Below are 12,662 nucleotides of genomic sequence, written 5' to 3' on the forward strand. Positions count from 1 at the left end.
TATATAAAGACAGCATCAGGAAATGCATATTTATTTGTTATAAAAGATTTATATAATTCAGAAATTGTTGCTTGAAAATTATCTAACAGTCCTAATGGTAAATTATGTTATACAAACCTTATCTCTGCAATCAAAAAGAGAGGCACTCCTAATATTATTAATTCTGATCAAGGTAGTCCTTATACCAATGAAACTTGAAAAAGTTTATGTGATGAAAACAAGATAAGTATATCCATGTCAAAAAGAGGTAACTCTCTTGATAACGGAGCGTGCGAATCTTTTTTTGGAACAATAAAAAATGAATGTATTTATACTTATAAAATAAAAGAATTAAACTTTTCAAATATCTATACAATAATTTCAGATTATATTGATTTTTATAATTATGTTAGACCTATGTTGAAACATAAAAAATCTCCATACGAAATTCGTATGGAGAAAGTACCTTTTTAATGTCAATTTTAATTAACAAGTTCAAAATAGGTTTTTTTGTTTATATAATTTTAATAAAAAAAGAATAAAATTATTCTTTTCCTATTTTAATAGCCCCTGTAGGACAAACCATTTGACAAGTTTTTAATTCTTTATCATTTTCTTTTGCTTCAGCCAGTCCATCTTCATCCATAAATAAGATGTCATCTTCATCAATATTTACACAAGCTTCGCAACCAATGCAAAGAGTTTTATCTACTCAAGTTTTTTTCATTTTATCTCTCCTATTATTTTTATAATAACAAAAATATTAAAAACTGTTTAATTAATTTATAATTATATAGATTGGGGATTAAATATATGGCCGATATTTCAAGAATGGAGCGAAATAAAGAACTCCATAACAAAATAAGATTAGAAATTGCTCAAAAAAAACAAAAACAAGATGAAAAATCTTTAATTTATACCACTTTTGAAAGACTTAAATTAATTGATGGTGAGTATTTTAAAGAAAAATTAGACTATTTTGATAAAAAACATCAAATTGAAAAACCTTATCTTGATAAAGATAAAAGTAATAGTTTAATATCAGAAGATATACGATTTCAGATAAAAAGAGAAATTGCAGAACTTAAGAAAATAAAACCAATTGATTATGATAAAAAACCTCAAAAAACAGAAATGAATGAAGAAATTGAAATTAAAAGTGCCAAGTTTTTAAAATATTATAATAATTTAGTAGCAAATGAAAAAGTTTTTTATGATAATATTGAAAAGTTTAAAGTAAAACAAAAAATTTTAAAAGATCCATCGCATGATATCTCAATGACAACAGTTCAACAAGTTAGAAATAGTGATACTAGAAGCACAAATATAATGATAAAATCTGTTGAAGATAGACTTGAGGCTGGACAAAAAACTTTAAATAAAGTATGAGCTACATATGACAAAAAAAGAAGATTTAAAAATATAACCTGATTTTTTATTGTTTTAATACTTATGATGATAATTGCTCTTATTATTCCATTTTTTTTATAGGAGAAGTATATGAATTTAAAAATAAATATTGCAGTAGATGGAACAGCAAGTAGTGGTAAAAGCTCTGTTATGATGGTTGTTGCAAAAGATTTAGGATTTCATTTTATCGATACTGGTTTAATGTATCGAGCATATACAAAAATGTGCTTGGATAATAAAGTTGATTTTAATAACAATGTTAAAATTATCGAACAGTTAAAAAACTTTGATTTTCATTATCGAGAAGGAAATCAAATTTATGTAGGAAATAAAAATTATACAAAATATTTATCAGATTATGATGTGGTTGAAAATATAAAATATATTGCAACTTTATTAGAAGTAAGAAATAAAATGGTTGATTTACAAAGAAAAATGGCAATCAATGGAAATAAAATTATGGTAGGAAGAGACATTACTACCGTTGTTTTACCAAATGCTGAATTAAAAATTTATTTTGATTGTTCTGCAGAAACTAGAGCAAAAAGAAGAGTTAAACAAAATGAAGAAAATAATATTTATCCAAATGATTATGAAGATATTTTAAGACAAATAATTCAAAGAGATGAGTCTGATAAAAATAGGAAAGAAAGTCCGCTAATGATTGCAAAAGATGCATGAGTGATTGATACAAGTGATTTAACATTTGATCAAGTGGTAGAAAAAGTAAAAACAAAAGTATTATCATTTATTAATCAGGAGGAATAAATTTATGTCAAGAAAAGGAATAGTTGCAATTGTTGGAAGACCTAATGTGGGAAAATCAACACTATTCAATCGAATTATTAAAGAGAAAAAAGCAATTGTAGAAGACCGTCCTGGCGTTACTAGAGATAGAATGTATGGTAATGCAGAATGATTAACTAGACCTTTTATTGTTGTAGATACTGGTGGTATTACTCTTGAAGATAGTATGTTTGCAAAAGAAATTAAAATGCAAGCAGAAATAGCAATGAAAGAAGCAGATGTTATTATCTTTCTTTTAAACTTTAAAGAAGGAATAACTCTCGAAGATGAAGCTGTTGCAAAATTACTATATAAAACTAATAAACCAATAATTCTAGCAATAAATAAATATGATAAAAAAGAAAAATATGATGAATCTTATTCTTATATGTCATTAGGATTTGGAGAGCCCTTTTTAGTATCTTCTTCACATGGAATTGGTACAGGAGATTTATTAGATAAGGTGATTGAACAATTACCTAAATTTAATGATGAAAATCTAGAAGCAGAAACTAAATTAGCAATTGTTGGTAAACCAAATGTGGGTAAATCAAGTATTGTTAATGCTTTGGTTGGAGAAAATAGAATGATTGTTTCTGAAATTGCAGGAACAACAATTGATAGTGTTGATACAAAAATTAAGTATAATAATTCTGAATATACTTTAATTGATACAGCGGGTTTAAGAAAAAAAGGAAAAATTTATGAGACCTTAGAAAAGTATAGTTATTTACGTTCATTAACTTCTATTAATAAAGCAGATATTGTACTATTAGTTTTAGATTCAAGTACCCCAATTAGTGATCATGACACTAATATAGGAGGTTTTGCTTTTGATGAACATAAACCAATTATTATTGTTGGAAATAAATGAGATATTGTAGAAAAAGTTACAAACACAATGATTAAAAAAGAAGAAGAAATTAGAGCATACTTTAAATATCTAAATTATGCTTCAATATTGTTTGTATCCGCAAAAGAAAATAAGAGAGTAAATAAAATTTTTGATGCAGTTGATTTAATTAAAAAAAATCTTAAAAAAAGAATTAGAACAAGTATATTAAATGAAATCTTTAATAAAGCTCAATTAATTAATCCTTCACCAAATCATAATGGAGGAAGGTTGAAAATTTATTACGCTTCTCAAGTAGAGGCTTATTTACCTACATTTGTATTATTTGTAAATAATCCAAGTTATTTACATTTTTCCTACAAAAGATTTTTAGAAAACCAAATAAGAACACAATTTGATTTTAGTGGTGTTCCAATAACTTTAATTTTTAGAGAAAGGAAATAATAAAATGAAAAAAATAAATGTTGCAATAATTGGTACAGGCGCTTATGGAACGGTTTTGGCAAATGTTTTAGCAGATAATGGACATGATGTAGTTATGTATGGAATTGAAAGGATACAAGTTGAAGATATAAATAACAATCATTTAAATACAAGATTTTTTCAAGACCTAATAATAAATAGTAATATAAAAGCTACAACAGATATAGCAGAGGCTATGGAAAATGCACAAGTTGTAATCCTTTCAACACCAACTTTTGCGATTGAAAATGCTGTGGATAACATTATTAAATATGGAAAACGGGAAATGCATGTAATAAATGTTGCTAAAGGATTGGATGAAAACAACTTGAATGTTTTAAGTAAATTCATTGTAAATAAACTAACCGGAACTGGAGTTATGAAATCTTTTGGAGCGATTTATGGTCCATCTGTTGCAATTGAAGTTATTATGAGGAAACCAACTTGTGTAATGAGCTGTAATGAAGATATAAAAACTGCTGAATATATTGCCGAGTTATTTACTAATGATTATTTTATTGTTAAACCAACTAGAGACATCATTGGGTGTGAAATTGCTGCAGCATTAAAAAATACCGTGGCTATTGCAAGCGGTTTATTATTTGGATTTAATGCAGCAGACAATGCTAAGGCTTCACTTATAACAATTGGTAACGCTGAAATTTATAACATAGCAAAAGAATATGGTGCAAAAATTGAAACATTTATGAACTTTGCTACTTTAGGGGATTTAATACTAACTGCCAGTTCTATTAAATCAAGAAATTTTTCATTAGGTGTTCAAATAGCTCAAAAAGATGATGCTTCTGCTGTTTTAAAGTACCATAAAAACACAGTTGAAGGTGTAAAAACTTGTGAAATAGCCTATAAAATCGTTAAAAAACTTAAAATTTCTTCTCCATTATTTGAAATAATGTACAAAATACTATACAATAAGGGTAAGCCTAGTGTGCTAATAAATGATTTTTTCAAGCATGCAAAGGTAGTATAGATATAAGGGGTAGGTAAAACATGACAAAAAAAGAATTGTCTGATAAATTAGCTTCAGAATTTAATCATTCAAAAGCTGATGGAGAAAAAATGGTTAATTTCATTTTTGATTCAATCACTAGTAGTTTAATTAAAGGTGAAGAAGTCGCTATTGCCGGATTTGGAAAATTCGCTACTGCAGATCGTGCTGCAAGAGAAGGTGTTAATCCTTCAACAGGAGAAAAAATCAAAATTGAAGCAACAACTGTTGCTAAATTCAAAGTTGCAAAACAACTTAAAGAAGCAGTAGCTAAAAAATAATTAGTTACAATTTGGTAAGAGTTGCTTGGTAACTCTTATTTTTTTTTTTTTTTGCGGAGGGGTTATGTTTGATCTATTTAAAAGGGGAATTATTAATAAAAAAAGCCTACTTATATTAAACTACTCAAAATTTAGTATCAATGAAAATCAGTTAGCAATACTTTTAATTATTATGGAGTTATCAAATGAAGAACAAAAAAATTTTACTCCATCTCAAATTGCAAAATATATGAATCTTGAAAAAGATGTTATTGAGCAAGAAATTAGTAAATTATTAGTCGATGGATTAATTACAATTGAACAAAATGGTAAAAAATCAATATTAGATTTATCGCCGCTTTTTAATAAGATCATCGTTAGTTTAGAAGAACAAAACTCAGGTTTGGCAAAAGATATGAAATATTCATTTATTGAGCAAATGTTAAGAATCAATCTTACTCAAGAAAATATAGATTTAATAATTGAATATATGAATAAAGGTCTTTCTAAACCTAAAATTTTATCAATAATCACAGAAAATAACATCAAGACTTTTGATGAATTAATTAATTATCTAAATGAATATGTCAAAAAAACTAACAAGCTAAAAATTACTCGTTATAATTGATTAAACGATTAATATATTTAGTTAAATCTAAAACTAAATTATCAAAATAAAGTTCAAAACTATTATTTTTAAATCACTCATAAGGAATTTTTTTAATTTTAAAATTAGATAATTGATTATAATTCACAGCAAAATAACTATCGTAGTCGTGAAAATATATTATCAAAAAAGCAATACCATTTAAATTGTTAATCAATTTGAGTTTTTCAAATTGATTTTTCTTTATATTTGCTAAATTAAAATCTGCTTTATTAGTTTCTTTGGCATCAAATTCTAGATAAATCCCATTATAAATACCTATATAATCACAAAAACTATTTTTTTCTAATTTTGCTTTTATTACATTATTTTCAATGTTTATTATAGAATTATTTATTGGCACTTTTTGAATTAATAAACCTTTTTTTAGTAACGCATGTAAGCTATTATTTATAACTGTTTCTAAATACATCCCTTTATTTTTTAGTATCATATAAAACACTCCATTCAATATTTATATCGTTAAATAAATCTGAAATTTCTAAAATAATTTAAAAAATTTTAACTGATTTGGATTTTATTTCGCAAAACATAATAATACACTATATGATTAGACATAATCTTTTAAAACTTAAACAATTACTTAAATTATGGGAAATTAAAGTTTAAAATTTATAGAAAGTTTTTTGTGTTTACTATATTTTTTTAATATTATTAAAAAAAATTAGCATTTAGTAATCAAAAAAATATTTTTTTATATAGTTAAAAATGATATACTGCTAATTTTTTGAAAATATATAAAAAATAAATTTAGAAAGAGAATAAATAACATTACAATTATTTTTGTTAACATTAATTTTAATAGCTATAGTTTTTGTGAAAAATTAATTGATGATTCTTATTGCTTAAATGATGAACATTACATTGTCAATTTTATTCTGAGATTGAATATAATGACTATAATATAACACTAACCAACTCCGATTATTTTAAAACTTTAATAAAAAAATATATTATAAAGGAAAAATTTTATTTATATAATAAAGACTTTGATTGTTAAATGAAAGTAAAAGTTTTAAATTATTATTTTTTTGATTATTTTTGAATATTTCTAAGCGAGAATAATTACTTTATTTTTTCTAGAATATTTGTTTATTTTAATTTAATAACTTATATTAAATAACTTTGTCTCTTTGAGGTTGTCTATTCTAAAATTAAGAGGTGATATAAAATTACTTTTCTGGATTTTTTTATGAAAGTACAAATAAATAAAAAAAAAGAATAAAACTTTAAATTTATATACAATGTTATGAAAAAAAGGAAAGTTATTTCACATAATAATTCAAAAACTTACACTTTAAATTGGATATATAGAAATAGTCTATATTTAAATTAAATTATAGAAGCTTTACTTATCAATAAATAATCTTATTTAGAATAACGGAGCCTAAGTAGACCATTTATTGTAAAATTAATGATCTTTTATATATTTCAATTATATTTTATATATTGTAAATTATTATAATCTTTTGAAAACTTCTCAAATAGATTATAAAAGCACTCTTTATTTGCAAATCTATCACCATATGTTGCAAAAAACTTTTGTTTTATTCATCCATTTAAACTTTCGGTAGGTACATTGTGCTTAAATCCCTTTTTTGACATAGAATGTATAATATTTTTATTTTTATTAACATAAGTAAAAAATACTTTCATTTGAAAAAGCTAATCCTCTATCTGATTGAATAATTTTTTTTAATTTGTTTTGTATTGCATAATTGTTAATTTTTTGAATTACATATAAAGCAATTACAGAATTCTCACTTTGATCAAACTTATAATTAACTATTGTTCTTATTAATCAATCATAAGAAATTAAACAGCTTAGCTTTGTTATACTTTTTGAGTTATTCAAAAAAATTTTAAAGTTAGTACCATCAATGCCTACAACATTAGGTGTTTTATAATTCATTTCGATTAAATCATTTCTAACATAACTATTGTGTTTCTTAGATTCTTTAAAATAACCAGTTTTATTGACTCTATTTGCTTTTTTTAAAATATTTGATACATCTTTTCTTATTTTTCTAACTAATTTTTCAAATACTATAATACTTTTATTTATAAAAATTCATTTTCTAATTAAATCAGACCCTGATGCTAGCATGTTATTTGCATCGTTATAGTCTTTTATTATTTCAACAGCTCTATCATAAATAGGACTCCTAAAACTAGGTAGATCTTTAAGATCTAAACCTTGATTATACAAATTTATTGGCTTTTCTAAATTGTTTTTTTAAATCTTTTGAATGTATTTTTATGTACTTTAAAATATTTAACTAAATAATTTGTACCAATTCCATATTTTGCAATAAATGTATAAATTTGACAGCATGCGAAATGTTTATAGGCCTTTGTCGCCATTATCATTATCTAGTCCTTCTTGCCATCCTTAACATGTTCAACATTGTGGTTATTGTGCAAGAAGGAATGGACTTTTCCAAAATTTCTTTGCTCGCTATTGCTAGTAGTTTTTCTTGTTGCTCAAACTTTAATTTATTTTCTAAGATTTTTATTTTTTCTTTTAATACTTTATTTTTTTTCTTTATTTTTTAGTTCTTTAGAAATGAACTCTTTTTTTGATTTTTGACTCACTTTATCAATCTCATTGCATAATTTGCTTCTATTATAAGAATAACAAAGTTTATCATTTTTATCTCAAATTCTTATTAGCTGACCCCCAGATATGATATTTAATTCATAAGCTATTTTATCCACTGATTCACCATTTCTAAATCTGTTTAATGCTATTTTTTTAATTTATTCTGTATACTTTTTAGGCATTTTTTTCTTTTTAATATAAAAGACCAGTTTTTTAACTGGTCTACTTAGGTTTTTTTGGATAAGAAAAAATTTTTAGTGATATTTATTATTTTTATACTATAAATAAATTACAAAAAATTTTTGATACTTTTTTTGTTTGTAATATATTGACACAATAACCCAGACATATTTATAACTTTTTTTATTAAATCAACAAATTTTTTATAAAATATATATATGGGGGTTAATTTATGGCTAATGTAAATATTAATGCACAATTAACAAAAAAAGATATTTTGGAAAAAGAGTTTGAGGTTGAATATAAAGGATATAAAGTAGAAGAAGTTGATTCTTTTTTAGACTTAATAGCAGAAGATTATAAATATTATGAAAAAATGGAGTCAGAAAAAGAACAAATAATACAAAAATTAAATGAAAGATGTCAAAGTTTAGAAAATGATTTAAATCAAACAATTGCAACTTTAAAACTAACAAAAAAACAACAAGAAGAGTTAGCTAGAAAAGGAGTTAACTCATCAGATATTATTAAACGTATTTCAGCTTTGGAAAAAACTAATTTAAACAAAGATTAGTTATTAGTGTAAAATATACTAGTGAAATAATTTTTTGAATCAACCGCTATATTTGCAAAATAATATAGAGGAAACTCCACGCTTGCACATTCTGTGATGAATGTAGTGTTTGTGCTAGAGGAAAAAATAACTCTAGGCGCCTTAATTGGTGACGACAAGAATTAGCCTAAGTGTTTTTACATATGGCAAAGTCTTTAAAGTGCCACAGGGACGATTAGCTAGAAATAGTGAAATGGAACGGGTAAACTCCACAAGCAAGAAACTCAAATTATGGTAGAGGAGCTAAAAGATTGAGAATCAAATTGATCTTTTGGATCACTTTTTTAAGTGATAGATAGATGGTTGATGCGGTAAAAACGTACAGAACGTGGGTTATGATAAAAATTATTCACTATTTTTTTTAAGGATTTGTTAAAATGAATAAATTATTTGAATATTTAAAAAACAACAATTATACATTAGCAAGTTGCGAATCATTTACTGGAGGAATGTTTGCTAATTTATTTACAAACATGTCTGGTGCTAGTGATTATTTTAAAGGAGCATATGTTTGTTATTCAAATGAGTTTAAAATAAAACACTTAAATATAGAAGAACAAATCATTAAAAAAAATAGCGAAGTTTCTAAAGAAGTTTTAACAAAAATGTTAAAACAAACTCAAGCATTATTAAATGTTAATGTAGTTTTTGGTTTTACAGGATTTGCATCTCCTATTGATAATAACAATCCTAGAAGCGGTTTAAGCTATGTTGGATTTGCAATTAATAATGATATATTTATATATGAATTTATAGATGTGAATAATTTATCTAGAGAAGAGTATAAAATAAAAGCAATAGAATATGTATTAAAAAAATTTAATTCTATTTGAAAAAAATGTAATTTTTAATATTTTCTTTTCGATTTATTTTATAGGGAGGAAAATATATGCTAAAAAAAATAGAAAGCAATGTAAACGAAGGGTTTGTATTAAATATGGAAAATATATATGACGATCCAAATTTTAAAGCTGTTTTAAAAGACATTGAAAAAACGTTTGGAAAAGGTGCGATTATGCGTCTTGGAGATAAAGCAAATAACTTTATCGAAGCACTTCCGAGTGGAAGTTTTTTGATTGATAATGCAATTGGGATTGGAGGATATCCTAAAGGAAGAATAATTGAAATATTTGGTCCTGAATCTAGTGGTAAAACTACTTTATCACTTCATGCAATTGCAGAGGCACAAAAAAATAAAGGAAGAGCTGCATTTATTGATGCAGAGCATGCTTTAGACCCAAAGTATGCAAAAAATTTAGGGGTAGATATTGAAAATTTAATTGTTGCTCAACCAGATTCCGGAGAACAAGCATTAGATATATTAGAAATGCTAGTAAAATCAAATACAATGGATGTAATAGTAGTTGACTCGGTTGCAGCATTAGTTCCCAAAAGTGAATTAGAAGGAGAAATGAGCGATCAACAAATTGGTTTACAAGCAAGATTGATGTCAAAAGCATTGAGAAAATTAAACGGAATAATTTCAAAAACTAATACAACAGTAATATTTATAAATCAATTACGTGAAAAGGTTGGAGTAATTTTTGGAAATCCTGAAACTACTCCCGGAGGAAGGGCTTTAAGATTTTATTCATCACTAAGAATGGAAGTTAGAAAAGGTGAAACTCTAACTTTAAACGGAGAAGCAAATGCGAACAAAATTAAAGTAAAAATTGTAAAAAATAAAGTTTCCCCACCTTTTAAAACTTGTACAATAATTATCGCTTATAATAAAGGAATTGAAAAAGATTTAGAAATTATTGAACTTGCAACTTTATATAATATTTTAACAAGGGCAGGAGTTTGGTATTCATATAATGAAGAAAAAATAGGACAAGGAAAAGAGTCGGTTAGAGAATGATTAAAAAATAATCCTGAAAAAGAACAAGAAATTATGCAAAAAGTCAATGAAATTATTAAATAAAATAAAAAATATGTTTAGAAAAGAGAAATAAAGATGACTAATACAAATGATTTAAAAAGTTATAATAATCATACATATCCAAATGAATTTAAAAAAATAGCTTTATTTTTTTTATTGATTTCATTTGTTTATCTTATAATAATTGGTGTTTTTATATCTCTTTTTTGAGTGCAATTACCAAATTATTCATTTAATGAAAAACTTGTTTTAATTATCCCAATTTTTGTATTGGTATGTATTTTTGGAACAATATCAGATTGTTCAAGTACACTTGAATTTTTAAAAATTAAAACCATTAACAGAATCAAAGATAATACAGTTTTAAAAATAGCATTTATTTGTATATGACTTCCGATTCTCAATATTATGATTTTTTATTTCTTACTATTAATAAAAAAAAGAATGATTAAAGCAGGTCCTTATGAATATAAAAATAAAATTTCATATAAATTTGGTGGATTTTTCGATAATATTTTTGGAATCACAAATAAAGGTATAGCTAAATCTATTTTGGTTAAAGGTTTGATAGCTTCAATATTTATAATAGTTTTTTTAACTGCAGCTGTTTTAATCCAAACTAAAGTAATATATTTAGATGAAAAGATAACGGCAAATTGTATTTCTCTTTATATATTTGGTTTATTAATTCACATATTATTAATAATTTCTTATTTAAATGAATATTCATATATTTGTAGAAAATCAAATGATCAAGTAAAAGATAAAAAATATTTTGCAATTGCAATTTATACATTATTTATACCAATTTTAAATTTTGTTTTTTGATCAATAATAGCATATAAAAAATTACAAGAGAAAAAAGTTAAAGTACTCGACTAATTAAATACTTCATTAAAAAAATACGTTTTTTATAAACGTATTTTTTATTTGTGCTCAATATACAAAAATATTTAAACTTAAAATTTTGCTATAAACTTTATAATCATAGTAAACTTTTATTAAATAAAATAATTAAAGAAATAAAATACAAACTTTTTTGAATGATATTACTTTTATGTTTTCGGTTCCTATATTAATAGTTTATATTTTCTAAGTAAAAATAAAGTATTAATAGGAATAGACAAATGCATAGTAAATATTTAAGGAGTAAATATTTAATAAAGATTAACTTTATTATCGATTGGAATATTAAAAAAACAAATAAGTTATTTGAGTGCTGAGATTACAAATAATGTTTTAAATATGATTTTAAAGATTGAATAAGTTGTGTATATCAAGGTAATCAAATATATACAAATTAAGAAATGTAAATAAAGAAATACTTGATGATGAGAAAAAACTTGTTTAAGATATTAAATCTAAGATAGGTTTTAAATTAATTCCTAATCAAATAAAATATATAAATAATAACGATATATAAAAGTTATTATTTATATATATAATTATTTAAATTTGATAAATTTAACTAAAGAATTAAAAAAATAACTTTTTATTTAGGATAAAAAAAGTAAACAATGATTAGATTTTAGCAACTAATTATTAATTATATTTTTTATAGTTTTAACAAATAAGAAAAAAAATTATAAGTGTTATTATACATATTCAAATTGTAATTATATTTAAACATTTAAAAAAATTTAACAGAAAGATTCATATATAAATATTTGTCTAAAATTGTCAACTCTTAACTTTATTTGATTCTATTGAAAATAGTAAGAAAAATAATTTTTATATAAAATGATGTTCTAATAAGTTAAATTTCCAAAAGTATCGAAGATCTTTCAAACGTTATTGGTCGTTGAATAGATAAAGCAAATATTAAGAAAAAAATATATTAAAGTTGTTGTTACTCTTTTAGAAAAACAGTTTAATCATATCACAATAAACTTTTTATAAAAAACACAATAGATTCATATAGTATATTTGTTTATTATGGCGTAGTAACAGATGTGAAAA

The 12,662-nt window shown here is 23.8% G+C and carries 16 protein-coding genes, 1 other RNA gene and 1 pseudogene; 12 read left to right on the forward strand and 6 right to left on the reverse strand.

Annotated elements, in window-relative coordinates; all coding sequences use genetic code 4:
• Positions 1 to 453: pseudogene (locus STABA_RS06040) on the forward strand (transposase); the annotation flags it as partial.
• 70 nt (positions 454 to 523) lie between these two features.
• On the opposite strand, the gene STABA_RS01885 reads toward STABA_RS06040, so the two are convergent.
• Positions 524 to 706, reverse strand: coding sequence for a ferredoxin (locus tag STABA_RS01885; RefSeq protein ID WP_156005963.1), 183 nt, complete (start codon positions 704 to 706; stop codon positions 524 to 526).
• Positions 707 to 792: 86 nt separating this feature from the next.
• On the opposite strand from STABA_RS01885, the gene STABA_RS01890 reads away from it, so the two are divergent.
• From STABA_RS01890 to STABA_RS01915, 6 genes are all read left to right on the forward strand, one after another.
• The gene (locus STABA_RS01890; RefSeq protein ID WP_156005965.1) at positions 793 to 1,470 is read left to right on the forward strand and encodes a hypothetical protein; all 678 of its coding nucleotides are present in this window, start codon (positions 793 to 795) and stop codon (positions 1,468 to 1,470) included.
• Positions 1,471 to 1,479: 9 nt separating this feature from the next.
• The gene (cmk, locus tag STABA_RS01895) at positions 1,480 to 2,157 is read left to right on the forward strand and encodes a (d)CMP kinase (RefSeq protein WP_156005967.1); all 678 of its coding nucleotides are present in this window, start codon (positions 1,480 to 1,482) and stop codon (positions 2,155 to 2,157) included.
• 4 nt (positions 2,158 to 2,161) lie between these two features.
• A complete protein-coding gene (gene der, locus STABA_RS01900) occupies positions 2,162 to 3,472 on the forward strand; it encodes a ribosome biogenesis GTPase Der (RefSeq protein WP_156005969.1) in 1,311 nt (436 codons plus the stop codon).
• Between the two features lie 4 nt (positions 3,473 to 3,476).
• Positions 3,477 to 4,481, forward strand: coding sequence for an NAD(P)H-dependent glycerol-3-phosphate dehydrogenase (locus STABA_RS01905; RefSeq protein WP_156005971.1), 1,005 nt, complete (start codon positions 3,477 to 3,479; stop codon positions 4,479 to 4,481).
• Positions 4,482 to 4,501: 20 nt separating this feature from the next.
• Entirely contained in the window at positions 4,502 to 4,780 is a 279-nt protein-coding gene (locus tag STABA_RS01910; RefSeq protein WP_156005973.1) for an HU family DNA-binding protein, read from the forward strand.
• A 64-nt stretch (positions 4,781 to 4,844) separates the two neighbouring features.
• Entirely contained in the window at positions 4,845 to 5,399 is a 555-nt protein-coding gene (locus tag STABA_RS01915) for a DnaD family protein (protein WP_156005975.1), read from the forward strand.
• Here STABA_RS01915 and STABA_RS01920 read toward each other — a convergent pair.
• From STABA_RS01920 to STABA_RS01940, 5 genes are all read right to left on the reverse strand, one after another.
• A complete protein-coding gene (locus STABA_RS01920; protein WP_156005977.1) occupies positions 5,371 to 5,859 on the reverse strand; it encodes a Holliday junction resolvase RecU in 489 nt (162 codons plus the stop codon). The two genes, STABA_RS01915 and STABA_RS01920, sit on opposite strands and share 29 nt — an antisense overlap.
• Positions 5,860 to 6,848: 989 nt before the next feature.
• A complete protein-coding gene (locus tag STABA_RS01925; protein WP_170264679.1) occupies positions 6,849 to 7,031 on the reverse strand; it encodes a hypothetical protein in 183 nt (60 codons plus the stop codon).
• A gap of 25 nt (positions 7,032 to 7,056) precedes the next feature.
• Positions 7,057 to 7,635: a hypothetical protein gene (locus STABA_RS01930; RefSeq protein WP_156005981.1), complete on the reverse strand. Its 579-nt coding sequence runs from the start codon at positions 7,633 to 7,635 to the stop codon at positions 7,057 to 7,059.
• Positions 7,636 to 7,649: 14 nt separating this feature from the next.
• On the reverse strand, positions 7,650 to 7,796 hold the full coding sequence (locus STABA_RS01935) for a hypothetical protein (RefSeq protein ID WP_156005983.1): 147 nt from the start codon (positions 7,794 to 7,796) through the stop codon (positions 7,650 to 7,652).
• A 162-nt stretch (positions 7,797 to 7,958) separates the two neighbouring features.
• A complete protein-coding gene (locus STABA_RS01940; RefSeq protein ID WP_156005985.1) occupies positions 7,959 to 8,144 on the reverse strand; it encodes a hypothetical protein in 186 nt (61 codons plus the stop codon).
• Positions 8,145 to 8,440: 296 nt separating this feature from the next.
• On the opposite strand from STABA_RS01940, the gene STABA_RS01945 reads away from it, so the two are divergent.
• From STABA_RS01945 to STABA_RS01965, 5 genes are all read left to right on the forward strand, one after another.
• Complete coding sequence (locus tag STABA_RS01945) at positions 8,441 to 8,782, forward strand: DivIVA domain-containing protein (RefSeq protein ID WP_156005987.1); 342 nt, start codon at positions 8,441 to 8,443, stop codon at positions 8,780 to 8,782.
• Positions 8,783 to 8,813: 31 nt separating this feature from the next.
• Positions 8,814 to 9,162: RNase P RNA component class B (gene rnpB / locus STABA_RS01950), an RNA gene on the forward strand.
• 36 nt (positions 9,163 to 9,198) lie between these two features.
• Entirely contained in the window at positions 9,199 to 9,672 is a 474-nt protein-coding gene (locus STABA_RS01955) for a CinA family protein (protein ID WP_156005991.1), read from the forward strand.
• 38 nt (positions 9,673 to 9,710) lie between these two features.
• Positions 9,711 to 10,745, forward strand: a complete 1,035-nt coding sequence (gene recA, locus STABA_RS01960; RefSeq protein ID WP_281349609.1) for a recombinase RecA — start codon at positions 9,711 to 9,713, stop codon at positions 10,743 to 10,745.
• A gap of 33 nt (positions 10,746 to 10,778) precedes the next feature.
• On the forward strand, positions 10,779 to 11,585 hold the full coding sequence (locus STABA_RS01965; protein ID WP_156005993.1) for a hypothetical protein: 807 nt from the start codon (positions 10,779 to 10,781) through the stop codon (positions 11,583 to 11,585).
• Positions 11,586 to 12,662 lie beyond the last annotated feature (1,077 nt).

The organism is Spiroplasma tabanidicola, from assembly GCF_009730595.1.
Classification (GTDB): domain Bacteria; phylum Bacillota_I; class Bacilli_A; order Mycoplasmatales; family Mycoplasmataceae; genus Spiroplasma_A; species Spiroplasma_A tabanidicola.